This window comes from Roseinatronobacter sp. (genome assembly GCF_051859525.1).
In the GTDB taxonomy this organism is placed as follows: domain Bacteria; phylum Pseudomonadota; class Alphaproteobacteria; order Rhodobacterales; family Rhodobacteraceae; genus Roseinatronobacter.
On sequence record NZ_JBHYFM010000003.1, the window covers coordinates 150,515 to 175,711 of the forward strand.

General features: G+C 60.9%; 24 protein-coding genes. 13 read left to right on the forward strand and 11 right to left on the reverse strand.

The window, feature by feature from the left end:
* Window positions 1-31: 31 nt before the first annotated feature.
* Genes fabA through ACTIE1_RS05140 form a run of 3 tightly spaced genes read left to right on the forward strand, consistent with a single transcriptional unit; the run spans window position 32 to window position 2,601 of the window.
* Entirely contained in the window at window positions 32-541 is a 510-nt protein-coding gene (fabA, locus tag ACTIE1_RS05130) for a bifunctional 3-hydroxydecanoyl-ACP dehydratase/trans-2-decenoyl-ACP isomerase (RefSeq protein ID WP_277804780.1), read from the forward strand.
* 31 nt (window positions 542-572) lie between these two features.
* Entirely contained in the window at window positions 573-1,802 is a 1,230-nt protein-coding gene (gene fabB, locus ACTIE1_RS05135; protein WP_439562306.1) for a beta-ketoacyl-ACP synthase I, read from the forward strand.
* A 10-nt stretch (window positions 1,803-1,812) separates the two neighbouring features.
* A complete protein-coding gene (locus ACTIE1_RS05140) occupies window positions 1,813-2,601 on the forward strand; it encodes an enoyl-ACP reductase FabI (protein ID WP_439562307.1) in 789 nt (262 codons plus the stop codon).
* A gap of 60 nt (window positions 2,602-2,661) precedes the next feature.
* On the opposite strand, the gene ACTIE1_RS05145 is transcribed toward ACTIE1_RS05140, so the two are convergent.
* Genes ACTIE1_RS05145 through ACTIE1_RS05160 form a run of 4 tightly spaced genes read right to left on the reverse strand, consistent with a single transcriptional unit; the run spans window position 2,662 to window position 6,741 of the window.
* Window positions 2,662-3,033 carry a fluoride efflux transporter FluC gene (locus tag ACTIE1_RS05145; RefSeq protein ID WP_439562308.1) on the reverse strand — a complete coding sequence of 124 codons (372 nt, stop codon included), beginning with the start codon at window positions 3,031-3,033 and terminating at the stop codon, window positions 2,662-2,664.
* Between the two features lies 1 nt (window position 3,034).
* Window positions 3,035-3,466, reverse strand: a complete 432-nt coding sequence (locus tag ACTIE1_RS05150) for a fluoride efflux transporter FluC (RefSeq protein ID WP_439562384.1) — start codon at window positions 3,464-3,466, stop codon at window positions 3,035-3,037.
* 45 nt (window positions 3,467-3,511) lie between these two features.
* Window positions 3,512-6,040, reverse strand: coding sequence for an ABC transporter permease (locus ACTIE1_RS05155; RefSeq protein ID WP_439562385.1), 2,529 nt, complete (start codon window positions 6,038-6,040; stop codon window positions 3,512-3,514).
* Complete coding sequence (locus ACTIE1_RS05160) at window positions 6,040-6,741, reverse strand: ABC transporter ATP-binding protein (protein WP_439562309.1); 702 nt, start codon at window positions 6,739-6,741, stop codon at window positions 6,040-6,042. The genes ACTIE1_RS05155 and ACTIE1_RS05160 overlap by 1 nt, the downstream gene beginning before the upstream one ends.
* On the opposite strand from ACTIE1_RS05160, the gene ACTIE1_RS05165 reads away from it, so the two are divergent.
* A complete protein-coding gene (locus tag ACTIE1_RS05165; protein ID WP_439562310.1) occupies window positions 6,731-7,459 on the forward strand; it encodes an arylesterase in 729 nt (242 codons plus the stop codon). The genes ACTIE1_RS05160 and ACTIE1_RS05165 overlap by 11 nt on opposite strands.
* A 134-nt stretch (window positions 7,460-7,593) precedes the next feature.
* Window positions 7,594-8,763 (forward strand): methionine adenosyltransferase, encoded by a 1,170-nt coding sequence (metK, locus tag ACTIE1_RS05170; RefSeq protein WP_439562311.1) that lies wholly within the window; start codon window positions 7,594-7,596, stop codon window positions 8,761-8,763.
* A 632-nt stretch (window positions 8,764-9,395) separates the two neighbouring features.
* On the opposite strand, the gene ACTIE1_RS05175 is transcribed toward metK, so the two are convergent.
* A complete protein-coding gene (locus tag ACTIE1_RS05175; protein WP_439562312.1) occupies window positions 9,396-10,424 on the reverse strand; it encodes an NAD(P)/FAD-dependent oxidoreductase in 1,029 nt (342 codons plus the stop codon).
* Between the two features lie 57 nt (window positions 10,425-10,481).
* On the opposite strand from ACTIE1_RS05175, the gene mnmD reads away from it, so the two are divergent.
* Together mnmD and ACTIE1_RS05185 are read left to right on the forward strand one after the other, a co-directional pair.
* Window positions 10,482-11,141, forward strand: coding sequence for a tRNA (5-methylaminomethyl-2-thiouridine)(34)-methyltransferase MnmD (mnmD, locus tag ACTIE1_RS05180; protein WP_439562313.1), 660 nt, complete (start codon window positions 10,482-10,484; stop codon window positions 11,139-11,141).
* A complete protein-coding gene (locus ACTIE1_RS05185; protein ID WP_439562314.1) occupies window positions 11,138-12,010 on the forward strand; it encodes a DMT family transporter in 873 nt (290 codons plus the stop codon). Before mnmD ends, ACTIE1_RS05185 begins: the two co-directional genes overlap by 4 nt.
* A 16-nt stretch (window positions 12,011-12,026) precedes the next feature.
* Here ACTIE1_RS05185 and argF read toward each other — a convergent pair whose 3' ends face one another.
* The 3 genes from argF to ACTIE1_RS05200 all read right to left on the reverse strand — a co-directional run bounded on the left by argF (window position 12,027) and on the right by ACTIE1_RS05200 (window position 14,756).
* Entirely contained in the window at window positions 12,027-12,953 is a 927-nt protein-coding gene (gene argF / locus ACTIE1_RS05190; RefSeq protein WP_439562315.1) for an ornithine carbamoyltransferase, read from the reverse strand.
* A gap of 76 nt (window positions 12,954-13,029) precedes the next feature.
* Window positions 13,030-14,205, reverse strand: a complete 1,176-nt coding sequence (locus ACTIE1_RS05195; RefSeq protein ID WP_439562316.1) for an aspartate aminotransferase family protein — start codon at window positions 14,203-14,205, stop codon at window positions 13,030-13,032.
* A 215-nt stretch (window positions 14,206-14,420) separates the two neighbouring features.
* Window positions 14,421-14,756 (reverse strand): DUF2794 domain-containing protein, encoded by a 336-nt coding sequence (locus ACTIE1_RS05200; RefSeq protein WP_439562317.1) that lies wholly within the window; start codon window positions 14,754-14,756, stop codon window positions 14,421-14,423.
* Window positions 14,757-14,901: 145 nt separating this feature from the next.
* Between ACTIE1_RS05200 and ACTIE1_RS05205 the strand changes: the two genes are divergently transcribed.
* From ACTIE1_RS05205 to smpB, 4 genes are all read left to right on the forward strand, one after another.
* Window positions 14,902-16,029 carry an S-(hydroxymethyl)glutathione dehydrogenase/class III alcohol dehydrogenase gene (locus ACTIE1_RS05205; RefSeq protein ID WP_439562318.1) on the forward strand — a complete coding sequence of 376 codons (1,128 nt, stop codon included), beginning with the start codon at window positions 14,902-14,904 and terminating at the stop codon, window positions 16,027-16,029.
* Window positions 16,026-16,532 carry a GNAT family N-acetyltransferase gene (locus ACTIE1_RS05210; RefSeq protein ID WP_439562319.1) on the forward strand — a complete coding sequence of 169 codons (507 nt, stop codon included), beginning with the start codon at window positions 16,026-16,028 and terminating at the stop codon, window positions 16,530-16,532. The genes ACTIE1_RS05205 and ACTIE1_RS05210 overlap by 4 nt, the downstream gene beginning before the upstream one ends.
* A 69-nt stretch (window positions 16,533-16,601) precedes the next feature.
* A complete protein-coding gene (locus ACTIE1_RS05215; RefSeq protein ID WP_439562320.1) occupies window positions 16,602-17,306 on the forward strand; it encodes an NYN domain-containing protein in 705 nt (234 codons plus the stop codon).
* A 33-nt stretch (window positions 17,307-17,339) separates the two neighbouring features.
* Window positions 17,340-17,813: an SsrA-binding protein SmpB gene (gene smpB / locus ACTIE1_RS05220; RefSeq protein ID WP_439562321.1), complete on the forward strand. Its 474-nt coding sequence runs from the start codon at window positions 17,340-17,342 to the stop codon at window positions 17,811-17,813.
* Window positions 17,814-17,819: 6 nt separating this feature from the next.
* Here the strand turns inward: smpB and ACTIE1_RS05225 are convergent, their stop codons facing one another.
* The 3 genes from ACTIE1_RS05225 to ACTIE1_RS05235 form a co-directional block, all read right to left on the reverse strand.
* Complete coding sequence (locus tag ACTIE1_RS05225; protein ID WP_439562322.1) at window positions 17,820-18,536, reverse strand: LrgB family protein; 717 nt, start codon at window positions 18,534-18,536, stop codon at window positions 17,820-17,822.
* On the reverse strand, window positions 18,529-18,891 hold the full coding sequence (locus tag ACTIE1_RS05230; protein WP_439562323.1) for a CidA/LrgA family protein: 363 nt from the start codon (window positions 18,889-18,891) through the stop codon (window positions 18,529-18,531). Before ACTIE1_RS05230 ends, ACTIE1_RS05225 begins: the two co-directional genes overlap by 8 nt.
* 96 nt (window positions 18,892-18,987) lie before the next feature.
* Window positions 18,988-20,199: a TsoY family (seleno)protein gene (locus ACTIE1_RS05235; protein ID WP_439562324.1), complete on the reverse strand. Its 1,212-nt coding sequence runs from the start codon at window positions 20,197-20,199 to the stop codon at window positions 18,988-18,990.
* Between the two features lie 208 nt (window positions 20,200-20,407).
* On the opposite strand from ACTIE1_RS05235, the gene ACTIE1_RS05240 reads away from it, so the two are divergent.
* A complete protein-coding gene (locus ACTIE1_RS05240; protein ID WP_439562325.1) occupies window positions 20,408-23,857 on the forward strand; it encodes a chromosome segregation SMC family protein in 3,450 nt (1,149 codons plus the stop codon).
* Window positions 23,858-23,917: 60 nt separating this feature from the next.
* A complete protein-coding gene (locus ACTIE1_RS05245; protein ID WP_439562326.1) occupies window positions 23,918-25,162 on the forward strand; it encodes an MFS transporter in 1,245 nt (414 codons plus the stop codon).
* The last annotated feature ends 35 nt before the right edge of the window (window positions 25,163-25,197 follow it).

Below are 25,197 nucleotides of genomic sequence, written 5' to 3' on the forward strand. Positions count from 1 at the left end.
TAGAGGAAGAAAAGTCATGCAGGAGAGTTTCATGTCCCAGTTTCCAACGTCCTTCGACAAAGAGGGCCTGTTGGCCTGCGCGCGCGGCGAATTGTTCGGGCCGGGCAACGCGCAGCTGCCAGCGCCGCCAATGCTGATGATGGACCGGATCACCGAAATCTCTGGTGATGGGGGGGCGCATGGCAAGGGCCATGTGGTGGCCGAATTCGACATTACGCCCGATTTGTGGTTCTTTGACTGCCATTTCCCCGGCAACCCCATCATGCCCGGCTGTCTGGGCCTTGATGGCTTGTGGCAGTTGACGGGGTTCAATCTGGGCTGGCGCGGCTGGCAGGGGCGCGGCTATGCGCTGGGTGTAGGCGAGGTCAAGCTGACAGGCATGGTGCGCCCTGACCGCAAGATGCTGACCTACAAGGTAGATTTCACCAAAGCCGTGCAAACGCGCCGCCTGACCATGGGCGTTGCAGATGGCATTGTCGAAGCGGATGGCGATGTCATCTATATGGTCAAGGACATGAAAGTCGCGCTGTCGGAAAGCTGAAGCGCCAATCCAACAACAGGGAGGGACGCCGATGCGTCGCGTTGTTATCACAGGGCTGGGGATCATCTCGCCCATCGGAAATTCTGCGGATGAAGTCGCAGCCAGCCTGCGCGCGGGCCGTTCGGGCATTGTCTTCGCGCCCGAATATGCCGAACACGGGTTTCGCAGCCAGATCCACGGCATGCCACAAATCACGCTGGAAGATCATATCGACAAGCGCAACCTGCGCTTCATGGGGCCGGGCGCGGCTTATAACTTCCTGTCGATGGAACAGGCCATTGCCGATTCCGGTCTGGAAGACAGCGATGTGTCAAATGAACGCACCGGCCTGATCATGGGGTCGGGCGGGCCGTCCACATCGAACCTGTTTCAGGCGCACAAGATCGTCATCGAAAAAGGCAGTCCCAAACGCATGGGGCCATTCATGGTGACGCGCGGCATGTCGTCCACAAATTCGGCCTGTCTGGCCACGCCGTTCAAGATCAAGGGCGTGAACTATTCCATCACCTCTGCCTGCTCAACCTCTGCGCATTGTATCGGCAACGCGGCGGAACTTATCCAGATGGGTAAGCAGGACGTGATTTTTGCAGGCGGCGGCGAGGAACTGGACTGGACGCTGTCTTGCCTGTTCGACGCGATGGGCGCCATGTCGTCGAAATACAATGACGCCCCCGAAACTGCTGCGCGGGCCTTCGATGCCACGCGCGACGGTTTCGTGATTGGCGGCGGCGGCGGTGTTGTGGTTCTTGAAGAACTGGAACATGCCAAGGCACGCGGCGCGAAAATCTATGCCGAAGTCACGGGCTATGGTGCCACGTCTGACGGGCATGACATGGTTGCCCCGTCTGGCGAAGGTGGCGAACGGTCCATGCGGCTGGCGCTGTCCACCCTGCCGCAGGGACGCAAGGTCAGCTATATCAACGCGCATGGCACATCGACCCCCGCAGGCGATGTGACCGAAGTCGAAGCCATCCGCCGTATTTACGGCGAAGGAAACGTGCCGCCCATCTCATCGACCAAATCGCTGACAGGCCACAGCCTTGGGGCGACAGGTGTCCAAGAGGCGATTTATTCGCTGCTGATGATGCAGGGCCGGTTCATTGCCGCGTCAGCCAACGTGACGCAACTGGACCCTGCCATTCGGGACGGTGAAATTGCAACCGGACTGGTCGAGGATGTGGAACTGGATTCTGTCCTGTCCAACAGCTTCGGATTTGGCGGAACCAATGCAACACTTATCATGAGTGCGATGCGTGACTGAGGGGCGTTCGATGACGGGATTGATGGCCGGCAAACGCGGTCTGGTGATGGGCGTTGCCAATGAACGCTCCATCGCGTGGGGCATTGCGAAAGCAATGGCCGATCAGGGCGCGGAACTTGCCTTCTCCTATCAGGGGGAGGCATTTGGCAAACGCGTCGAACCGCTTGCGGCATCTGTCGGGTCCGACATCTTGCTGGATGTCGATGTCACGAATGAAGCCTCGCTTGACGCCTGTTTCGATGCGTTGAAGGCGCGCTGGGGCACCATGGATTTTCTGGTCCATGCCATCGCGTTTTCCGACAAGACCGAGTTGACGGGCAGGTTCCGCGACACCAGCCGCGCCAATTTCAAGCATTCGCTGGAAATAAGCTGCTACAGCTTCATCGATCTGGGGCGGCGCGCATCCGAGTTGATGCCGAATGGCGGCACCCTGCTGACGCTGACCTTTCAAGGGTCGAACACGGTGACCCCGTTCTACAACGTCATGGGCGTGGCCAAGGCTGCGCTGGAAAGCTCGGTGCGCTATCTGGCCAATGATCTGGGACCAGAGGGGATTCGCGTGAATGCCATCAGCCCCGGCCCCATGAAAACCCTTGCGGGTGCAGCCATCGGGGGGGCGCGCAAAACCTATCGCCATGCGGAAACCAACGCACCCCTGCGCAGCAATGCGACACTGGAAAGCGTGGGCGGCACAGCCGTTTATCTGGCATCCGATTATGGTGCCTTCACCACCGGCGAGATCATTCACGTTGATGGCGGGTATCATGTTATGGGAATGCCGCAGGTCGACAATATCTGACCGCAAGGGCGGGCAGTCAGGCATGGCTAACAGGGGGCAATCCGCCCCCTGTTTTTTACATCAGCGCGCCGGCAGGCGACACCCCAGCCGATACCCCAGCGCCGCGGCACCAACCCACGCCACCAACGAAACTGCGCCATAAGCCAGACCGGCGGCTAGACTGCGCTCCAGCAGGATCAGCACCTCCAGCGAGAATAGCGAGAATGTGGTGAAGCCGCCGCAGAATCCCGTCATCAGCAAGGCAGTTGCTACGGGGCGCAGCGCACGCGTCGCCAGATAGCCGATCAATGCCGCGCCCAGTATATTTGCGGCAAGCGTGGCGATGAAAGCCGCATCAGGCAGCACGCGCAACGCGGCCAGACTTAATGCCACACGCGCGCCCGTGCCCACAGCGCCCCCGATGCCAACACCAAGCAATGTGATGCCCCGCATTCTATCCCCCTGCAAGCCAGGGAACGAACGCATGCGCCGCGATGGCCACGCCCAAGGCCACCACCAAGGGGCCGGACAGGACCGACCCCAGCGCGTTCGTATAGGCCGCCCTTCGGTGCCCGGCCTGCCATTGTGTCAGGACATTCAGCGCAAGGGTCGAAACCGTCGTGTACCCGCCCAGCACACCAAGCATAAACACGGCAGCACTTGGCGGCGTCTGCGCAATAACTGCCGACAAATGCACTGCACCTGTGCGTCCCACCAGCAGACCCAGTGCCACGCCAAGCAAAAAACACCCCGTCATATTCACGACCAGCGTTCCCCAAGCCGGATGCAGCCTGCGCGCGACACGTTCCGATACCACAGCGCGCGCCATGGCCCCCAAACCACCGCCCAGACATAGAGCCAAGAAAAGGTATAGTTCCGCATGCATGGGCAAGCTATAGCCTGCTTGCCCATGGGTTGGAATAGACGCGGTTCAGTCCTGCGCGCGCAATATCCGCGCCGGACGCACGGCAAGCGGTCGCAACGCGAAGGCAAGACCCGCCAGCAATGTGGCCAGAACACCGCCAGCGATGACGGCCAATGCGGGCAGCCATTCGAATTGATAGCTGGCCTCCATCACGAAGCGCATCACGGCCCAACTGGCCAGCGCACCGGCCCCAAGCGCCACAAGGCCCGCCGCAGCCCCCATCAGCGCGGACCGCAGCGCGAAACTGGCCAGAATGCCACGCCGCGACGCACCAAGGGTTTTCATCACAGCGGCCTCAAACACGCGCGCGCGTTCACCTGCGGCTGCGGCGCCGATCAGAACGACAAACCCTGTCAACAACGTGGCAAGCGCGGCAAAGCTGGTGGCCGTCGCCATTGTGGACAGCGCTTCGGTCACGCGCTCGGCCGCTTCGCGCACGCGGATCGCGGTGATGTTGGGATACATATTGGACAGGTCACGCAGGATCGCACCTTCTGCCGCTTCCAGCGCATAGACTGTGGCAATATGCGTGTGCGGGGCGGCACGAATGGGGTCCGGCGTCATGACCATGACGAACCCGATCCCGCCCGTGGAAAAATCCACCTCTCTCAGATTGGCGATTTCGGCTGTAATGTCGCGGCCAAGAACGTTGATGGTTACAGTGTCGCCGACACCCAGCCCCAGATCAGCGGCCTGTTCGGCACCGAAACTGACCAGTGGCGGGCCGGAATAATCCGCATCCCACCATGTGCCCGCTGTCAGGCGTGTGCCTTCGGGTGGGGTGGCCGAATAGGTTATGCCACGATCCCCGCGCAGCACCCAATGCCCCGCCGCAGGATGGTCGCGCGATGCAATGCCGTTCAGTTCCGTGACAACAGCGCGCAGCATGGGCGCAGTTTCAACGCGGTCAACATTGTCATCACGCTCCAACCGGTCCAGAAACCCGTCCAGCTGGGTGTTCTGGATATCAAGGAAAAAGTAGCTTGGCGCGCGGTCCGGCAAATCTGTGGAAATCGCGCGGCGCAGGTTATTGTCAATCTGGCCCACCGCCGCCAGCACCGTTAGCCCCAGCCCCAGCGACAGGATGACAGCCCCTGCCCCTTCGCGCGGGTTGCCGATCGCCCCCATGGCCATGCGCAGCGCGGTATGCCCGCGCAAACCACGCGACCGCGCGGCACGCCGCGCAAGAGCACGCACGCCCAGCGCGGCCAGCGCCAGCACAGCCAATGCACCGATCACCCCGCCAGCAGTCGCAAAGGCCAGCACCGGCACCGCCGCGAAGGCCGCCGCAATCGCCACCAGCCCCCCGACCAGCGCCAGCGTGACCAGCATATAGGGCCAGCGCGGCCAGCCCTGCGCATGGTCATCCATCCCGCGAAAGATGACTGCCGCACGCACATTCTCAGTGCGCGCAAGAGGCCACAGGGTGAAAATAAGTGCGGTCAGCGCCCCATAGATCGCGGCCTCGGCCAGTGCCGTCGGGTGCAGTCCGATATGCAGGTCTACGGGCAACTGATCGGCCACCAGCGGCGCCACCGCAAAAGGCACCACCGCCCCCAGCGCCAGGCCCAGCGCGATACCCAGCGCCGTCAGAACCCCGATCTGCATCAGATACACCGCAAGGATGGTGCGACTTTCGGCACCAAGGGTTTTCAGCGTGGCAATCACATTGGTCTTGCCATCCAAGTAGGTGCGCACCGCCGCAGACACACCCACGCCCCCCACGGCCAGACCAGCCAGACCGACCAGAACAAGAAAGGATGATACGCGTTCAATCACACGCTGAACCTGCGGCGCGGCATTGCGGCTGTCACGCCAGCGCACGCCTGCACCATCAAACTGCCGGTTCACAGCCGCACGCGCCTGATCCAGATCGCGCCCGTCCAGAAGCAGGCGGTAATTCACTTCATAAAGCGTGCCGGGGCCAAGCAAGCCCGCATCCTGCAAGGCCTCTGATCTGACAATCGTGCGCGGGCCAAAGCCAAAATTCGCCCCCATCCCGTCGGGTTCACGCGTCAGATGCGCTGTCAGGCGAAATTCCTGAACACCAAGGCGGAACACATCGCCAAGCTGCAAATCCAGCCTTTCGGCCAGAATACGCTCCATCACGCCGCCGGGCAGGCCATCTTGCACGGCCAATGCCTGTTCCAGCGGGATTTCAGGGTCAAGCCCGACCGTCCCCACCAGCGGATAGGCTACATCAACGCCCTTGACCTGCGTGACAGACCGTTCGGCATTGTCCCCCTGCCCCGCAACAGCCATGGACCGGAAATCAACCGCTTCGGACACGGCACCCGCAAACCCGTCCATCCAGTCGCGTTCATCAGGTGTCGCAAAACGGTAGGTCATGCGCAGTTCCGCATCACCGCCCAGAAGTGTCGCCCCTTCGCGCGCCAGCCCGTCGTCAATAGCCCCCCGAACGGACCCCACGGCAGCAATGGCGCCCACACCCAGCGCCAGACAGGCCAGAAACACCCAGAACCCGCGCAAGCCGCCGCGCAATTCGCGCCGCGCAATCGCCCATGCCACGCGCATCATTCGGCAGCCTTCGCGGTGGCGCGGTCTTCACCCTCGATGCGGCCATCGGCCAAGCGGATGACACGATCGCAGCGCGCTGCAAGGTCCGGTGCGTGGGTCACAAGTATCAGCGTTGCCCCATGCCGGTCGCGCAGGCCGAACAACATGTCCATAATGGCTTGCCCGTTCACCCCGTCCAGATTGCCTGTCGGCTCATCCGCCAGCAGGATCTGGGGGCGCGGCGCCGCGGCACGCGCAAGTGCAACGCGCTGCTGTTCGCCGCCCGACATCTGGGCGGGGTAATGGTCCATCCGGTGGCCCAGACCGACAGCGCGCAGTTCCTCCTCGGCACGGTCAAAGGCATCGCGTTTGCCTGCCAGTTCCAGGGGCGTTGCAACATTCTCCAGCGCGGTCATTGTCGGGATCAGGTGGAAAGACTGGAACACAACCCCCATATGTGACCTGCGAAACCGGGCAAGGGCATCTTCGTTCAGCGCGGTCAGATCATGGCCAAGGGCCGAAACCTGACCCGCAGTCGCACGTTCCAGCCCCCCCATCAGCATCAGGAGGGATGATTTGCCAGACCCAGAAGGCCCGACCAGACCAAGGGTTTCCCCGCGCGTGACATCCAATGTGATTGCGCGCAAAATCTCTACCGGCCCGGCATTGCCTTGCAGGGTCAATCCCGTATCCTTAAGCGAGAGAATAATGTCAGTCATCAAATCCGTCCTTTGCGTGCACCTATCGCACCCATATGGGGTTTTCCATCAGTTCGGCAAGCGCTGCGGCGCAGCGTTTGCAATCATAACGCTGGCTGCGGGGCTTTCCGTCGGCGCGGCCGGTGCAGACCCGTTGCGCCTTGTGGCCTTGGGGGATTCGCTGACCCAAGGCTACGGATTGCCCGCCGATGACGGGTTCGTGCCACAATTGCAGGACTGGCTGACGCAGAACGGCCATGACGTTATCGTGATAAATGCAGGTGTGTCAGGCGATACGACTGCTGGCGGGCTGGCCAGACTGGACTGGACACTGGCCGAACCTGTCGACGCAATGCTGGTCACATTGGGCGGCAACGATCTGTTGCGCGGCGTTGATCCTGCCGCCAGCCGCGCCAATCTGGACGCCATTCTTGCGCGCCTGCAAGACGAGGGGATACCTGCAATGCTTGCGGGCATGCCGGCACCGGGAAATTACGGACCGGAATTTCGTGACGCATTTGAACGGATGTATCCTGATCTGGCGCAGGAATATGACGTGCCGCTGGTGCCCAATTTCATGCAACCCATGACAGACAAGGCCGATGCGGGCGCCAGTTTCGCAGACTTGATGCAAGACGATCATATCCACCCGAACGCGGACGGCGTCGCCTTGATTGTTGAGGGAATTGGGCCAGACATTGCGGCCTTTCTTGAAACTGTCACAGCCGCAACACCCTGACGCCTTGCGCGGCGCAAGCAGGCGCAAACAGTTGTGTCGCTTGACACTTGTTGATAAGCGCTACAACAAATCTGAGCTAGGCATGACGGGGCAGTCCGATGGGCTGCCCCAAAACAGGAACGGGTGGCCCGCATATGGCAAGAAACAATTTCATCTTCACCTCGGAATCCGTATCGGAAGGGCACCCGGACAAAGTTTGCGACCGCATTTCAGACGCGGTTCTGGACGCGCTTCTGGCCGAGGAAGAAACCGCCCGTGTGGCCTGCGAAACTTTTGCCACATCGTCACTGGTCGTGATCGGCGGTGAAGTTGGCCTGACGGATCCGGAGCGCCTGAAGGATTACATGGGCCGTATTCCCCAGATCGCGCGCGATTGCATCCGCGATATCGGCTATGAACAGGACAAGTTCCATTGGAACACCTGCCATGTGCTGAATTTCCTGCATGAACAATCCGCCCATATCGCCCAAGGGGTGGACCGTGACGGCGCAGGCGATCAGGGCATCATGTTCGGTTACGCAGTTGATGACACACCGGAGCTGATGCCCGCGCCCATCCAGTACGCGCACAAAATCCTGAAACGGCTGGCTGAAGTGCGCAAATCCGGTCAGGAACCGACACTGCGCCCCGATGCAAAAAGCCAGCTTTCGGTCCGCTATGAAAACGGCAAACCGGTTGAGGTGACGTCGATCGTGCTGTCCACGCAGCATGCCGATGAAACCCAGACATCCGATGATATTCGCGCCATTGTCGAACCCTATATCCGCGAAGTGCTGCCAGCGGACTGGATCACGCCCAAGACCGAATGGTGGGTCAACCCCACCGGCACCTTCGTCATTGGCGGCCCTGACGGGGATGCCGGCCTGACCGGACGCAAGATCATCGTTGACACCTATGGCGGTGCTGCCCCGCATGGCGGCGGCGCGTTCTCCGGCAAGGACCCGACCAAGGTTGACCGTTCTGCCGCCTATGCGGCGCGCTATGTTGCCAAGAATGTCGTTGCCGCAGGTATGGCGCAGCGCTGCACGTTGCAGCTGTCCTATGCGATCGGTGTGGCGAAGCCGCTGTCAATTTACGTCGATACGCATGGCACCGGACAGGTTGACGACGAAGCGATCGAACGCGCGATTTCGCAGGTTATGGACCTGACCCCGCGCGGCATTCGCGAACATCTGGGGCTGAACCGTCCCATCTATGCCCGCACTGCCGCCTATGGCCATTTCGGGCGCGCGCCGGAATCTGACGGCGGGTTCAGCTGGGAACGCACCGACCTGATTGATGCGCTGAAAAAGGCAGTGCGCTGAAGCGGCGCTGCAAGAACCGTTAATAGCATCCGCGATCATGGACGGGCAGCCAATGCCCGTCCTTTTTTATGCGGCTTGCGGGAACACGCAGATCCCGTGATGTTCAATTGCCGGCTGCCAAAGCAATCTCACGAAAAGGGTGATTGCCAGTTTCGTGTCGAAACTGCGCCACATCAAGGCGTTGTTGCTTCGGCGTGTGGACGAAGAACCGGAACGCTTTAGTGCCGGAATAGGCGGGTATGCGGCGCTGCTACGGCCATATCGTGCTTCATGCCGGATAACCGCGTGCGTACCGGATCAATCGTCAAACCTTCATAGACTGCAAGCAATGCATGCGGAACGGCCCTTGCGGGAAAACGCCTTGGAAGAATAACTGCATCATGGGTCATTTTGACAACCTTCGTATTTGCACCGATGCCCTCTGCATCCGGTTAACGAAGGTTAATACCGAACTTGTGGCACAAATCTGGCAGAATGCGAATTTTTTTGCGATTTGCAAAAAAATTCTTTTCCAAAAGGTTAATTGTCATCTTGTTGGTAAACAGTGCACCTGATGCTACGGCGATAAACTCTGCACTTGGAAACGACGTTTTCACCACGGCCTGCAAAACGCAATGCCCTCGGACATGCGGCTAGATCAACCGGAAGTCATCCGGAATATGGTCTGTATTCGCCAGCACCAGATCCGCCATTAACCCAGCCAGAACCGGGGCCATGGCGAAGCCGATCTTGAACCCGCCATTGAACACATACTGCCCCGCCCTGCCAGGCCATGGCCCCATCAACGGCGCACGAGTTTTGGCACGCGGTCGCACCCCCGCCCAGCGTTCAAGGACCGGCGCATCCGCCAGGGCGGGGCAGACAAGTCGCGCACGCGCGATCAGCGCGTCACATTGCTCGTCAACACTGTCACGCGCGTCAAACTCACGCTCGCTGGTGGACCCGACAGCAATGGTGCCGTCCCCATGCGGGACAATATGCAACCCGTCCACAAACAGTTGCGGGGCATGTGGGGCTGAATGGGCCAACAGGGCGGCCTGCCCCTTGACGCCGCTGCCCATTTCCCGGCCAAGGTCACGCGACAGGTCCAGCAAACCGTCATATCCCGTGGCCCAGACAACCGGCCCGCCGGATTGTGGCGCGTCCGCAACGCTGAACCTGCCCCCAAGCGCCGTGAAGGCCGCGAAAAGCGCGCATCCCGCCTGCCTTGGGTGCAGTCTTGCGGTCAGCGTGTCATGGATAACCCAGCCCGATGGCGCATCCAGCGCCAGTCCCGGTGCATCTTCGCGGCGCAAAACGCGCCACTGTGCCGCTCCCTGCCATAATTCCGCCGCGCCCGCCTGCCGCGCCAGTGCTAGGTCCAGCTTACCCTCTGGCACAGGCTGGACGCGCCCGTGGCGCGCATAGCCGGGATCCTGCCCGGAACAGGTGGCAACATCGTGCCAGAAATCCGCAGCCTTGATCAGCGCATCCAGTTGGAAGGCCTTTTTCGCATTCCAGTTTTCGGGCACATGCGGCGCCAGCGCGCCCACAAGCCCGCCGCTGGACCCTGCCCCCAGACCCCGCGCGTCATGCAAATGGACATCCGCACCACGCCTGGCGCATTCATAAGCCAAGGCAAGCCCGAAGACCCCCGCCCCCATGATTGTCACATCTGCCATTGTCATTTCCCCCATGCCCCTGCATGACTGTTCACATGTGTCATAAAGCGGCTTCACATGAACGACCAGATTGCAGATATCACCTGGAAGAACAACCAGACGCCCGTCGCCACACGGTTCGACGACCCATATTTTTCGCTGTCCGACGGGCTGGCGGAAACGCAGCATGTGTTCCTGAATGGCAATCGCATTGTGACCCGCGCGAAACAGGGCTTTCACATAGCCGAACTGGGCTTTGGCACGGGGTTGAACCTGCTGGCCACAGCGCAGGCGCTTACGGGTATGGACGGCCCCATAAGGTTTACCAGCTTCGAAGCCTATCCGATGCATGTCGATGACATGACCCGCGCCCTTGCGCCGTTTTCTACCCTTGATACAGGCCCGCTGCTGTCGGCATGGGCCAGCGGCGCGCGCCAGTTCACGCTTGGCACGCTACAGGTCGAGATCATTTTGGGCGATGCCCGCAAGACGCTGCCAGCATGGCAGGGACAGGCAGATGCGTGGTATCTGGATGGCTTTTCACCGGCCAAAAACCCCGAGCTGTGGACAGATGAGCTTATGGCGCAAGTCGCCCGCCACACCCGCAAGGGGGGCACATTTGCAACATACACAGCCGCAGGCGCTGTGCGCCGCGCCCTTTCTGCTGCCGGTTTCGATGTGGTCCGCCAACCCGGATTCGCGCATAAGCGGCACATGACATCCGGAACCCTGACATGAGTGCGCCGCAGAACAATTCCCTTGGCATCTGGTTGATGTGTGCCACCGCCTTCATCTTTGCGGTACAGGACGCCATGTCCCAGCATCTGGCCGGGGAATACAATGTCTTTATGATCATCATGATCCGCTACTGGTTCTTTGCCAGCTTCGTGATCGTGGTTGCATCGCGTCAGGCAGGCGGCATTCGCAAGGCTGCTGCCACGACGCAGCCCGTCCTGCAAATCTTCCGCGGTGTGCTGCTGGCACTGGAAGTCTGCGTCATGGTCACTGCCTTCGTGATTCTGGGGCTGGTCGAAAGCCACGCTGTTTTCGCGGTCTATCCGCTGCTTGTCGCCGCATTGTCCGGACCGGTGCTGGGCGAAAAGGTTGGCTGGCGGCGCTGGAGTGCGATCGCAATAGGCTTTCTGGGGGTTCTGATCATTCTGCAACCGGGGATCGGTGTGTTCAATCCGGCGGCCCTGATCCCGCTTCTGGCGGCGTTCATGTTCGCACTTTACGGATTGCTGACACGCTATGCCGCGCGCAAGGACAGCGCCGCCGTCAGTTTCTTCTGGACCGGCGTTGCAGGCGCCGTCACCATGAGTCTGATCGGCATCTGGTTCTGGGAACCCATGATGCCGGGGGATTGGGTCTGGATGGGTGTATTGTGCATGACATCGGCGTTCAGTCATTTCCTGCTGATCCGCGCTTATGAAGTGGCGGAAGCCAGCGCCGTGCAACCCTTTGCCTATCTGCAATTGCCCTTTGCCGCAGCGATCGGGCTATTGCTGTTTTCCGAGACACTGCGCAGCAATGTGGCACTTGGCACATTGGTCGTGGTCTGTGCGGGGCTGTTCACCCTATGGCGGGCAAGACAGGTGAAAGCCTGACCGGCCCCGCCGTCCGTCAGACGCCAAGACAATAGCGCATCACCGCTTTTTGCGCATGCAGGCGGTTCTCGGCCTCGTCGAACACCACAGATTGGGGACCATCCATCACGGAATTGGTCACCTCTTCCTCCCGGTGGGCGGGCAGGCAATGCATGAACAATGCGTCCGGTTTGGCATGCGCCATCAACGCGTCATTCACCTGATAGGGACGCAGCAGATTATGGCGGCGTTCACGGTTGGACTGGCTGTCATGCATGCTGACCCATGTATCGGTGACGACCAGATCCGCACCTTCGACCGCGCGCACGGGATCACGAATAATATCAACCTGAACGCCCTGCCCGCGCGCAAGGGCCACGAATTCGGGTTCGGGGTCCAGCGCTTCCGGCCCTGTAAAAACAAGATCAAACCCGAATTGTCCGGCCGCATGCAGGAAAGATGCACAGACATTATTGCCATCCCCCGACCAGACCACACGCCGCCCCGCAATCGGGCCGCGATGTTCCTCATACGTCTGTATGTCAGCCATGATCTGGCACGGGTGGGTGCGGTTCGTGAGCCCGTTGATCACGGGCACTGAGGCATATTCGGCCAACTCGTGCAGGACGGTTTCTTCAAACGTGCGGATCATGATCATATCGACATAGCGTGAAAGCACACGCGCGGTATCGGCAATGGTTTCGCCATGCCCCAGCTGCATTTCCGAACCGGACAAAACCATCGTCTGCCCCCCCATCTGGCGCACACCGACGTCAAAGCTGACACGGGTGCGGGTGGACGGCTTTTCAAAGATCAGCGCGACCATGCGGTTCGCCAGCGGCTGGTCCTGATCGGGTGCGGCCATTGGCAGGCCCTTGCGTGCGGATTTCATCGCATGGGCGCTGTCGATCATGGCACGCAGATCAGAGGGCGCGGTTGTATGGATGTCCAGAAAATGAGGCATGCGTCAGACCTTTGTCGCTAAGGGTGGGGCGAGGGCGCTGCCCTCGCGCTCCCGGGATATTTGGACCAGAATGAAATCAGGCAAGGGAAGATGCCGCGCGCCCGAGCCTGTTCACGGCTTCTGCGATATCAGCGTCGGTGACCGTCAGCGGGGGCAGAAGGCGGATGACGTTATCTGCCGCGGGCACTGTCAGAAGCTGCTGCGCCTGTGCCGCCTTGACCATATCAAGATTGGTGCCGCGACATTTCAGCCCCAGCATCAGCCCGGTCCCGCGCACCGAGTCAAAGATGTCGGGATGCGACGCCACAAGCCCCTCAAGCCGTTGCCGCAACAATCCTGCCTTCGCGCGCACATCATCCAGAAAGCCGGGGGCGGTGATAATCTCGACCACTTTGGCCCCGACAGCGCAGGCGAGAGGGTTGCCGCCATAGGTCGAGCCATGCGTGCCCGCCCCCATGCCCGATGCCGCCCGCGCAGTGGCCAGCACAGCCCCCAGCGGGAAGCCGCCGCCAATCCCTTTGGCGACCATCATGATATCGGGGGTGATACCCGCCCATTCATGCGCGAAGAGTTTGCCGGTGCGGCCCATGCCACATTGCACCTCGTCCAGCACAAGCAGCGCGCCGGTCTGGTCGCACAGATCGCGCAGGCCCTTGAGGCATTGATCGGGCAGCGGGCGGATACCGCCTTCGCCCTGCACCGGTTCGATCATGACCGCCGCGACAGTTTCATCCAGCGCGGCATGCAATGCATCGTGATCCCCCCAGGGCAGGGTCTTGAAACCGGGCATCAGGGGGCCGAACCCTTTGGTCATTTTCTCGGACCCTGCGGCAGCAATGGCCCCTGTCGAGCGACCATGGAATGCCCCCTCGAATGTCAGGATCGTCGGACGGTCCACGCCCGCATCAAACCAGTATTTGCGCACCATCTTGATCGCCAGTTCGGCCGCTTCGGTGCCGGAATTGGTAAAGAATGCGGTATCGGCGAATGTATGCTCGACCAGGGCCTCGGCCAGTTTGGCCTGCGCGGGAATATCATAGAGGTTCGAGACATGCCAAAGCGCCTGCGCCTGTTCGGTCAGGGCCTGAACAAGTGCGGGATGGGCGTGTCCCAGTGCATTGACTGCGATCCCTGATGTGAAATCCAGATAGCGTGTGCCGCTTTCTTCGATCAGCCAGGCCCCTTCGCCACGGCGGAATGCCAGCGGTGTGCGGTTATACGTCGGCAGGACAGCTGGAAATTGTGCAGTCATGGGCATCATCCCGTTCAGGCAAAGCATTGACCTGCCAAAGCATTACGGACAAGTCAACGGCGGTTTTCATTTGGAAGGATAAAACAATGCGCTTGCCATGGACATGACCGCGCAGGAACACATGCACCGCGTCAGCGGCGTCGCAAGATCAGGTGATATGCATATGTTGTGTTCATAAACAGGGCATTAGCACCGCCCGACAGCGCTGTAAATGCCTATTCGCCGATGACACGCAGCAAGCGGCGTTCCAGCACCTTGAGCACGATGCCCAGATCATGCCCGCGCTTGAGGATCTGGCCATCCATGCCGATCACGGCATACATGCCCTGACGATTGCGCAGATGCGGGTGTTTTTCGATGCGGTAAAGCGGGTGTTCCGCCGTGCGCCGGAACACCGAAAACACCGCCACGCTGCGCAGGCATGAAATACCGTAATCACGCCATTCCCCTGCTGCGACCATGCGACCATAGAGGGACAGGATCACGGATAATTCGCGGCGGTCAAAGCTGACCTGCGCATGGGACGTGCGGGGTGGGTTTTGCATGTTCATATTGCAGATTGTGTGACTGGCCCCCGCGAAAATCAAGCCTTAGCTGCGCCGGACGCTTTTTTCACGCCCATACGCCGCTTTCGCTTGCAGCGCCCCCATATGCTGCGTAACATTGCATAAAACTGCAAATCAGGAGGACCATTTCATGCGCACCCGTGCCGCTGTTGCCCTAGAAGCCGGCAAACCCCTTGAAATCATGGAAGTTAACCTTGATGGTCCCAAAGCGGGCGAAGTCCTGATCGAGATCAAGGCGACCGGAATTTGCCATACAGATGAATTCACCCGTTCGGGCGCGGACCCTGAGGGGCTGTTCCCAAGCATTCTGGGCCATGAGGGCGCGGGTGTGGTGATCGAGGTGGGCGAAGGGGTCACGACCCTGAAGCCCGGTGATCATGTCATCCCGCTGTATACGCCCGAATGCCGCGAATGCTATTCCTGCCGGTCGGGCAAGACGAACCTGTGCACAGCCATTCGCGGCACCCAAGGCCAGGGCCTTATGCCCGATGGCACCACACGGTTTTCCATGCTCGATGGCACGCCGATTTACCATTACATGGGCTGCTCGACTTTCGCCAACCACACAGTGATGCCGGAAATCGCGCTGGCCAAGGTGCGCGACGATGCGCCCTTTGACAAAATCTGCTATATCGGGTGCGGCGTGACCACGGGGATTGGCGCGGTGATCAACACGGCTGGCGTTGAAATCGGATCGACAGCGGCCGTGTTCGGACTGGGGGGCATTGGCCTGAACGTCATTCAGGGGCTGCGCATGGCGGGCGCGGATATGATCATCGGGGTTGACCTGAATGACAGCAAGGAAGAAATGGCGCGCAAGTTCGGCATGACCCATTTCATCAACCCGTCCAAGGTGGACAATGTGGTGGCCGAGATTGTCAGGCTGACCCAGCGCGGCGATGACGCGATTGGCGGGGTGGATTATTCATTTGACGCGACCGGCAATGTGAAGGTGATGCGCGATGCGCTGGAATGCAGCCATCGTGGCTGGGGCGTGTCGGTGATTATCGGGGTTGCCCCTGCGGGCGCCGAAATCTCGACACGGCCCTTCCAGCTGGTCACGGGCCGCGTGTGGAAAGGCACGGCCTTTGGCGGCGCGAAAGGGCGTAGCGATGTACCGAAATTCGTGGATTGGTATATGAATGGCAAGATCGAGATTGACCCGATGATCACGCACAAGCTGAGCCTTGATCAGATCAATGAGGGGTTCGAGCTGATGCATGAAGGTAAATCCATTCGCGCAGTGGTGGAGTTTTGAGCGAACAGGTCAAGGGCGCCGTGCATCTGCGCCCCGCCACGCAAGCCGACCACCCCGCGCTTTGGGCGATGCTGGAGCCGGTGTTCCGCGCGGGCGAGACTTATGCGATTGACCGCCAGATCAGCCGCGAAGCCGCGCTGGCGTGGTGGTGCGCGGGCACGCATAGCGCGTTTATGGCCGAGGCCGAGGGCAAACCCGTTGGCAGCTACTACATTGCGCCCAACCAGCAAGGCGGGGGGGCGCATGTGGCCAATTGCGGATTTGTCAGCGCCCCGGCCGCGCAGGGACGTGGTGTTGCGCGCACGATGCTGGCGCATGCGCTGGACACGGCGCGCGCGCAAGGCTTCAGGGCCATGCAATTCAATTGCGTTGTATCAAGCAACACCCGCGCTGTGGCCCTGTGGCAGGCCAACGGGTTCGAGATTGCGGGCCGCCTGCCCGGCGCCTTTTGTCACCCTGTGCAGGGGTATATTGATGCGTATGTGATGTATCGCACCCTATAAGGGGGGCGCTGCCCCCGACCCCTTCGGGGCCTCCCCCGGGATATTTTGACCAGACTGAAAGGAGCCGTCATGGCGCGTTCGGGTATTCCCCTGCTGGCTGTGCTGATCGATGCGGATAATTCGTCACCCAAATGGGTGGAAGCCATATTCGAGGAGATCGCGTCGCTGGGCGAGGCCAGTGTCCGGCGGATTTACGGCGATTTCTCGCGCAGCCAGATGTCAGGCTGGCAGGATAAACTGCCAAGTCTGGCACTGGTGCCGCACCATCAGCCCGCAAACACAGTGGGCAAGAATTCCAGCGATATTGCCTTGGTGATTGATGCGATGGATTTGTTGCACACGGGGCGTTTTGACGGGTTTGTTCTGGTCAGTTCAGACAGCGATTTCACACGTCTGGCAAGTCGTATCCGCGAGCAGGGTCTGGATGTCTACGGGATCGGGCAGCAAAAGACGCCGGAGGCGTTTCGCAAAGCGTGCAAGCGGTTTATCTTCGTCGAGAACATTCTGCCCGAGGCCGACCCCGAACCCGCGCAAAGCCGCAAGGCCCCCCCGTCAAAAGCCGTGCCCCTGATCAAGGCGGCAATGCAGGCCATCGACAAGGACGAGGACTGGTTTTCACTGGGGCAGGTCGGCCAGTTCATTGTTGCGGCCAATCCCGATTTTGATGCACGCAATTACGGCTGCGCGAAACTAAGCGAGTTGGTTGCCAGATCGGGCGCGTTTGAATTGCGGAAATCGTCAGGCAACAGTATGCAGTTGCGCCTGAAACCCTAGACATGGGGACACCGGCCCCTTATCTGCACTGACATGGCCAAGAAATCAGACCCGAATTACCGTATCATTGCTGAAAACCGCCGCGCGCGGTATGATTACGCCATTGAAGAAGACCTTGAATGCGGGATCATGCTGCACGGTTCCGAGGTGAAATCCCTGCGCGAAGGCAAGGCCAATATTGCCGAAAGCTATGCAAGTGTGGATGAAGGTGAATTGTGGTTGGTGAATTCCTACATCGCACCCTACAAGCAGGCCACCATCTGGGGCCATGAGGAACGCCGCCGCCGCAAGCTTTTGGTCAGCAAGCGCGAGATGGCACGACTTTGGGCGGCCACGGCCAAGGACGGCATGACGCTGGTGCCGCTGGTGATGTATTTCAACCATCGCGGGTTGGTGAAGATCAAGATTGCCATAGCCAAGGGCAAGAAACTTGCCGACAAGCGCGCGACCGAGGCCAAGCGCGATTGGGACAAGCAAAAGCGCCGCCTGATGAAGGAGTTGGGGTAACGCAGGTTACTGGAACAGCCCCAGTGCCCAAGGGGCCAGCAGCGCGGTCAGCATGGCGTTCAGCCCCATACCGATGCCCGCAAATGCGCCCGCCTGCGGATTGACCTGAAATGCGCGCGCTGTCCCGATGCCATGCGCTGCCACCCCCACGGCGAAGCCGCGCGCACGCCAGTCACGGATGCCCATCATGTTCATCATGGGCGTTATGACAATTGCCCCGATCATGCCCGTCAGGATAACCAGAACAGCCGTCAATGTGGGCGATCCGCCAAGGTTCTGGCTGATGCCCAGCGCCACGGGCGCGGTTGTGCCCTTGGGCGCAAGTGTGGCCAACAATTCGGGCGACAGGCCCATGGCATGGCCGATTGCCAGTGCCGACAACACCGCCATGCCGGACCCCGCCAGCAACGCAGCAACAATCGGTAGCGCCGCGCGGCGTACAGTTGGCCAGTTCAGCCAAAGGGGCACGGCAAGTGCGACCGTGGCAGGGCCAAGCAGGAAATGGACAAATTGCGCCCCCTCGAAATAGGTCGCATAGGTGGTATCCGTGACCCATAGCAGCGCTGCCAACAAGATAACGGCCACCAGAACCGGATTAACCAAGGGTGCGCGCCCTGCGCGCTGCGCCATATAATCCCCCGCCAGATAGGCAATGAGCGTTGCACTCAGCCAGATCAGGGGGGACTCGGCCAGATAGGACCATATTTCGGCGAAATCACGCATCTTCGCCCCCTTTCGCGCCAGTCAGCCGTGCCACCAGCACGAATGTCAGCACACCCGCCCCAATCGCCAGCACGGTTGAGGCAACAAGAGCCACCCCCAATGCCAGACCGTTTTCCCCCAACTGGCGCAAATGCCCGACCACGCCCACACCCGCAGGCACGAACAGAAGCGACAGGTGGCGCAAAATCCCCTCGCCCGTGGGGCGCATGAAATCGCCCAGCCGCGGCACTGTCAGCATCAGGACGAATAACAGCACCATCCCCAGCACAGGGCCGGGGGCGGGCAGTGCGAACAAACGCGACAGGGCTTCGCCCGCCAGTTGGCACAGCAGAATCAGGGCAAGGGCGTGAATCATTGGAAAACCTTTTTGTTGGCCTGCCCATTAGGCCCGATCCGCGCAAAAATAAAAGGGCCGCGTGATGCGGCCCTTTTTATCGGTCATGACGCGGGGTTATTCTGCCGGCACAGCGGTGGCATTCTTCGGTGTGCCGAAATGGCGGCGGTTCAACTGCCAGACCAGCCAGATCATTGCGAACTGCGATACCAGCGCGACAGCCGTGATGGCCCAATATCCTGCACCGAATTTCACGACCAAGCCCGCATCAACAAGCCCCTTGTTCAGCCAGAAATGGGTCAGCACCGCAAACCCCACGCCAGGGCAGACCAGTGCATAGGACCCCGGCGAATTTTCAGCCCCGAAGATGAACCGCTGCGCATAGCCCTGACGGATGAGCACCAGACCCGCAAACAGCAAGAACAGGATCTGCACCGACAGGAATTTTGTCAGCATGGCCAGCGTTTCGCCTGTCATCTCGGGCGACCCGAAATGCGCACTAAGACCGTGGCTTTGGCGCAAGCCCAGAATGCCCAGCACCGCAAGCAGGGGCACGATGATGGACAATGTCGGCGCAGTTTCGGGATTTGCGCCATGCTCCATCATGGACCGCAGACCCAGCACCATGGCAACAACTGCGATAATGCCCGCTGTCATCAGAAAGAATGTGGACAGCACAAGGCCCAGTCCCGCCACCGCGGGCAGCGTGCTCATGGCAGCAGGTGCGGCCAGTCCGACACCGACCATGGCGAAGGCGAAAGCGGGCAATATCTGGCCAAAATTGTTATTGGCCGCACAGTTGAAACCGCCCTCGGTCAGGACACGGCCCAGAAAACCACCATAGAGTTTGAACGCATAGGCCCCGATGGCCACAAACGCGATCAATGCCAGCGGAAACAGGTATTCCACCACCGACCACAACCCCGGCACGAAGACCATGCCCAGAATGAACATGACATTTATCGACATGGCCAGCGCCAGCGGCAGTGCCAGAACCTGACTTTGGGCATTGGTTTTGGCAAATTTGGTATATGCCTCGGTTCTCGTCCAGCCCCTGAAACTGCGCAGGTTCCAGACCAGAAGTTTCAGGTTCAGGAAGGCAAAGATTGCAATACCAGCCATTGCCAGAACGATCATGCCTTGGGTTACTGCGCCACCAGTGGTGAAGGCGGCGGAGATATCCTCGAACACCGGCACCGTTTTGCCAGGATGTGGCAGCCAATGCATAAGCCACATGAAAAAGGTGACCGCCAGCCCACCGGCCCCAAGCGAGGCAAGAAAGTAAAGCGGCGAATAGGTGTCTGCCGGACGTGCGGGAGTATGGGACATGGGTGTCTCCTTTCTTTCATATACACAATCATGAATATGATTATATGTTTGCAAAATACACTGTGGTGCAATGTCGCAGGCGGCGCGCACCAGACTCAACATCTTGTGGATAACTTCCGGCCAAGGGCGACATGCAGCGCAACGGCCTTGACTCTGGGCTGGGCTTGCGGCCAGACTGGACCGGATTGACCCAAAGGTTCACCCACTCGTGCAATTTACCCGCCTGCGCCTGAACGGCTTCAAAAGCTTCGTAGACCCTACGGATCTGGTGATCCAGCAGGGCCTGACAGGCGTGGTTGGCCCAAACGGTTGCGGCAAGTCCAACCTGCTGGAAGCGTTGCGCTGGGTCATGGGTGAAAACCGCCCCACAGCCATGCGCGGCGCGGGCATGGAAGATGTGATCTTTGCCGGAACCGACCAGCGACCTGCCCGCCATTTTGCCGAAGTCACCCTGCAACTTGACAACCGCGACCGCGTGGCGCCTGCTGCGTTCAATGATGCCGACACACTGGACGTTGTGCGGCGGATCACACGCGATGCGGGCAGCGCCTACAAGATTAATGGCAAGGAAGCGCGCGCGCGAGATGTGCAGATGCTGTTTGCCGATGCATCCACCGGCGCGCACAGCCCCGCACTGGTGCGGCAAGGCCAGATTTCAGAACTTATCAACGCCAAGCCCAAGGCCCGCCGCCGCATACTGGAAGAAGCTGCCGGGATTTCCGGCCTGTATCAGCGCCGCCACGAAGCCGAATTGCGTTTGCGCGCGACCGAAACGAACCTTGAACGCGTCAGTGATGTGATCGACCAGCTTGCCCAGCAACTGGCGCAACTGTCCCGACAGGCACGGCAGGCCGAACGCTATCGCCAGATCGGCACACGGTTGCGTCAGGTGGAAGGGCTGCTGCTGTACCGGCGCTGGCGCGAGGCGGATCAGACCCGACTTGACGCCGAGACGGCATTGCATGCCGCCCTGATCACCAGCGCCCAGACAGAAACGGACGCGCAGCAAGCCAGCCGCGCCCGTCAGACCGCCGAGGACAGCCTGCCCCCCTTGCGCGAAGAAGACGCCATCGCAGGTGCCGTGCTGCAACGCTTGCAGGTCAGCCGTGACACCCTGACCGCCGAGGAATCGCGCGCACAGGAAACAATCCGCACGCTACAGTCCCGCGTGCTTCAACTGGCGCAGGATATTGACCGCGAATCCGGCCTGAACCGCGATGCGTCCGAAACGATCGGACAACTGGAATGGGAACAGGAACAGCTTGCCCGTGCCGCGGACGGGCATGAGGAAAAGCTTGAAGCCGCGGCAGCCACCGCCGCCGAGGCAGCACAGCTTCTGGCAGACCACGAAGCAGACCTGACGAGTGCCACCGAAGATGTGGCGCGTCTGGCCGCGCGGCACCAATCCGCCGAACGCCAGATCAGCGAACTGGAAGGCGCGCTTGCCAAAGCGCAGAACGCGAGCCTGCAAGCGGCAGATGCCCATGCACAGGCGCAAGCCGCCCTGCAAGCTGCCGAGGATGAGCTGGCACAGGCCCAAGAGGAACTGGACGCAACGCAATCGCTGACCGAAGACGCCGAATCCACCCTGCAAGAGGCCGAGGAGGCCCGCCAGCACGCCCAGTCCGAAGAAGCCAATGCCCGCGGCGCCCTGTCCGAGGCCGAGGGCGAGGCAGGCACCTTGCGCGCGGAAACGGCAGCCTTGTCGCGACTGATCGACCGTGACAGCGGCGACGGCACCCAGCTTCTGGACCTGTTGCGCGTGGCAGACGGGCATGAACTGGCAATCGGCGCGGCATTGGCCGACGATCTGCGCGCGCCCCTGTCAGATGGCGGTTCAGGCTGGGTGGCATTGCCGGGCTATGATGATGCAGCCCCCCTGCCCCATGGCGCGGCAGCCTTGGTGCCCCATGTGCAGGGACCGGATGCCCTGTCGCGCAGGCTGTCACAGACGGGCTTGATTGATGCCGCCGACGGCGCCCGATTGCAGCCTGCGCTGCGCCCCGGTCAACGACTTGTCACATTGACAGGCGATCTGTGGCGTTGGGACGGGTTGCATGTTGCCGCACAGGACGCACCCAGCACCGCTGCGCTGCGGTTGCAGCAAATCAACCGTCTGGACAGGCTGAAGCGGGATCTGGAACAGGCCGAGGCACGCCTGCACAGCGCCCGCGACGCGCATGGCGCATTGAAGACACGCCTCGACGCCCTGACCGCCGCCGAACGACAGGCGCGCGATGCCCGTCGCGCCGCCGACCAGCGCCTGACGGAAATGGGCCGTGCATTGTCGCGCGCGGAAGCTGCACGCGATAGTGCACAGGTCCGGCTGGAAAATACAGCGGCCCAGATGGCGCGTTTCGCCGATGATGTCGAGGACTTGTCGGACACATTGTCTGCCGCGCGCGAACAGCTTGACGAACTGCCGGATCTTGATCAGGCACGCAGGGCAACCGACACATTGCGCCTGACTGTCGAAGCGGCGCGCATTACCATGATGTCGCATCGTGCGCAGGCGGATGAGTTGCGACGTGACGCAAAAGCGCGCATGACACGCGGGCAAGAGATCACGAAATCCCTAAGCGGATGGCGCCACAGGTTGGAAACTGCCGAAACGCGGATTCGTGATCTGGAAACCCGCAAAGATACGACCGAGGACGAGTTGGCAGAGGCCAGCGCCGCCCCCGAGGAACTGGCCGAGAAACGCGCCGAGCTTGCCGATGAAATCACCCGCGCCGAAGCCCGCCACGCGGCAGCGCGCGACCAGCTGGCCGCCGCAGAAACCGCCGCGCGCGATGCCGCAGACAGGGAACGCGCCACCGAACGGGCCGCATCCGATGCCCGAGAGGCGCGCGCGCGCATCGAAGCGCGTCGTGACGCGGCCCGCGAGACTGTGAAACTGGCCGAAACCCGCATCGCCGAGGAGATGGAGACAACCCCGCAGGCGCTGCTGGAACAGCTGGACACCGACCCCGACACCATGCCGGATGCAACCGCACTGGACGAGGAACTGACCCGCCTGCGTCGCGCCCGTGATGCGTTGGGGGCCGTGAACCTGCGCGCCGAGGAGGACGCCCGCGAGGTGCAGACCGAACATGATCTGCTGGTTCAGGAAAAAGCGGATCTGGAAGCGGCCATTGCAAAATTGCGGTCCGGCATAAACGCATTGAACCGCGAAGGGCGCGAACGCTTGCTGATCGCGTTTGACAAGGTGAATGCCAGCTTCTCGACGCTGTTTACCCATCTGTTCACGGGTGGCGAGGCGAAACTTGTGCTGGTTGAAAGTGACGATCCGCTGGATGCAGGGCTTGAAATCATGTGCCAGCCACCGGGCAAGAAACTGTCCATCCTGTCACTGCTGTCGGGGGGCGAGCAGACCTTGACCGCGCTGGCGCTGATTTTCGCGGTCTTTCTGGCCAATCCTGCGCCGATCTGCGTGCTGGACGAAGTGGACGCGCCGCTTGATGATGCCAATGTCGCGCGGTTCTGCGACCTGCTGGATGAAATGTGTCGCCGGACCGAAACCCGCTATCTGATCATCACCCATAACGCACTGTCGATGGCGCGGATGGACCGTTTGTTCGGGGTCACGATGGGCGAACGCGGCGTCAGCCAGCTGGTCAGTGTGGACCTGAAACACGCCGAGGCACTGGTCGCGTAACCGCTTGACGCAGCTTTCGGAATTGAACATGTTAAGCGCATATTTCTGAGAGCACCCGCCATGTCCCATGCCCCCCGCGCGCCGCTGATGACCCCTGTGCTGATCGGGGGCTGCATTATCATCATGATCAGCTTTGCCATCCGCGCCAGTTTCGGTGTGTTCCAGATTCCCATTGCCGAAGAATTCGGCTGGCTGCGGGCTGAATTTTCACTGGCCATTGCCATTCAGAACCTCGCTTGGGGCATTGGCCAGCCGATTTTCGGCGCAATTGCCGAACGCTTCGGGGACCGCCGCGCAATCTTTCTGGGTGCACTGGTCTATGCGGCGGGGCTTGTATTGTCATCCTTCGCGGTGACGCCCGGCGCGCATCAGATGCTGGAAATCCTTGTGGGGTTCGGGGTTGCAGGCACGGGATTCGGGGTCATTCTGGCGGTGGTCGGGCGCGCCGCATCCGATGAAAATCGCAGCCTTGCCTTGGGCATTGCGACGGCGGCGGGCAGTGCCGGACAGGTCTTCGGGGCACCATTGGCCGAAATCCTGCTGTCGTTCTATTCATGGCAAAGCGTGTTTGTCATTTTCGCGGCACTGGTGCTGCTAAGCCTGTTTGCGCTGCCGATGATGCGCAGCCCTGCCCCCGCCAGTCGCGCGGAACTGGAACAAAGCATGGGTGCCGCGCTGAAACAGGCGTTTCGCGACCCCAGTTTCACGCTGATTTTTCTGGGCTTCTTTTCCTGTGGCTATCAGCTGGCCTTCGTTACCGCGCATTTTCCCGCGATGGTCACTGAAATGTGCGGCCCCATCAACCCCGACGGAATGCTTGCAGCCTTTGGCATTACCACGACATCGGCATTGGGCGCTGTTGCCATTTCCCTGATCGGGCTGGCCAATATTGCGGGCACTCTGGCAGCGGCATGGCTGGGCAAACGCTATTCCAAGAAATACCTGCTGGCATCAATCTATATGGCGCGGACAGTGGTTGCGGCGGCCTTCATCCTGTCGCCCATCACGCCGGGTTCGGTGCTGTTGTTCTCGATTGTCATGGGGGCGCTATGGCTGGCCACAGTGCCTCTGACATCAGGGCTGATCGCGCATATCTACGGGCTACGCTATATGGGAACACTATACGGGATTGTGTTTTTCAGCCATCAGTTGGGCAGTTTTCTGGGGGTTTGGCTGGGCGGGGCGTTGTATGATCTGCATGGGGATTACACGCTGGTCTGGTGGGTCGGCGTGGGTGTGGGGCTGTTTTCGGCCATTGTGCATTTGCCTGTGCAGGAACGCGCGCTGAACCTGCGGCCTGCATAGCAGCCGATGCGCCCATAGCGCATGTTCGGGAAGCT

What these genes read in the sequence shown, in the direction of transcription:
- fabA (WP_277804780.1), top strand. Translation starts at nt 32, where the DNA reads ATGTCCCAGTTTCCAACGTCCTTCGACAAAGAGGGCCTGTTGGCCTGC.
- fabB (WP_439562306.1), top strand. Translation starts at nt 573, where the DNA reads ATGCGTCGCGTTGTTATCACAGGGCTGGGGATCATCTCGCCCATCGGA.
- ACTIE1_RS05140 (WP_439562307.1), top strand. Translation starts at nt 1,813, where the DNA reads ATGACGGGATTGATGGCCGGCAAACGCGGTCTGGTGATGGGCGTTGCC.
- ACTIE1_RS05145 (WP_439562308.1), bottom strand. Translation starts at nt 3,033, where the DNA reads ATGCGGGGCATCACATTGCTTGGTGTTGGCATCGGGGGCGCTGTGGGC.
- ACTIE1_RS05150 (WP_439562384.1), bottom strand. Translation starts at nt 3,466, where the DNA reads ATGCATGCGGAACTATACCTTTTCTTGGCTCTATGTCTGGGCGGTGGT.
- ACTIE1_RS05155 (WP_439562385.1), bottom strand. Translation starts at nt 6,040, where the DNA reads ATGCGCGTGGCATGGGCGATTGCGCGGCGCGAATTGCGCGGCGGCTTG.
- ACTIE1_RS05165 (WP_439562310.1), top strand. Translation starts at nt 6,731, where the DNA reads ATGTCAGTCATCAAATCCGTCCTTTGCGTGCACCTATCGCACCCATAT.
- ACTIE1_RS05160 (WP_439562309.1), bottom strand. Translation starts at nt 6,741, where the DNA reads ATGACTGACATTATTCTCTCGCTTAAGGATACGGGATTGACCCTGCAA.
- metK (WP_439562311.1), top strand. Translation starts at nt 7,594, where the DNA reads ATGGCAAGAAACAATTTCATCTTCACCTCGGAATCCGTATCGGAAGGG.
- ACTIE1_RS05175 (WP_439562312.1), bottom strand. Translation starts at nt 10,424, where the DNA reads ATGGCAGATGTGACAATCATGGGGGCGGGGGTCTTCGGGCTTGCCTTG.
- mnmD (WP_439562313.1), top strand. Translation starts at nt 10,482, where the DNA reads ATGAACGACCAGATTGCAGATATCACCTGGAAGAACAACCAGACGCCC.
- ACTIE1_RS05185 (WP_439562314.1), top strand. Translation starts at nt 11,138, where the DNA reads ATGAGTGCGCCGCAGAACAATTCCCTTGGCATCTGGTTGATGTGTGCC.
- argF (WP_439562315.1), bottom strand. Translation starts at nt 12,953, where the DNA reads ATGCCTCATTTTCTGGACATCCATACAACCGCGCCCTCTGATCTGCGT.
- ACTIE1_RS05195 (WP_439562316.1), bottom strand. Translation starts at nt 14,205, where the DNA reads ATGACTGCACAATTTCCAGCTGTCCTGCCGACGTATAACCGCACACCG.
- ACTIE1_RS05200 (WP_439562317.1), bottom strand. Translation starts at nt 14,756, where the DNA reads ATGAACATGCAAAACCCACCCCGCACGTCCCATGCGCAGGTCAGCTTT.
- ACTIE1_RS05205 (WP_439562318.1), top strand. Translation starts at nt 14,902, where the DNA reads ATGCGCACCCGTGCCGCTGTTGCCCTAGAAGCCGGCAAACCCCTTGAA.
- ACTIE1_RS05215 (WP_439562320.1), top strand. Translation starts at nt 16,602, where the DNA reads ATGGCGCGTTCGGGTATTCCCCTGCTGGCTGTGCTGATCGATGCGGAT.
- smpB (WP_439562321.1), top strand. Translation starts at nt 17,340, where the DNA reads ATGGCCAAGAAATCAGACCCGAATTACCGTATCATTGCTGAAAACCGC.
- ACTIE1_RS05225 (WP_439562322.1), bottom strand. Translation starts at nt 18,536, where the DNA reads ATGCGTGATTTCGCCGAAATATGGTCCTATCTGGCCGAGTCCCCCCTG.
- ACTIE1_RS05230 (WP_439562323.1), bottom strand. Translation starts at nt 18,891, where the DNA reads ATGATTCACGCCCTTGCCCTGATTCTGCTGTGCCAACTGGCGGGCGAA.
- ACTIE1_RS05235 (WP_439562324.1), bottom strand. Translation starts at nt 20,199, where the DNA reads ATGTCCCATACTCCCGCACGTCCGGCAGACACCTATTCGCCGCTTTAC.
- ACTIE1_RS05245 (WP_439562326.1), top strand. Translation starts at nt 23,918, where the DNA reads ATGTCCCATGCCCCCCGCGCGCCGCTGATGACCCCTGTGCTGATCGGG.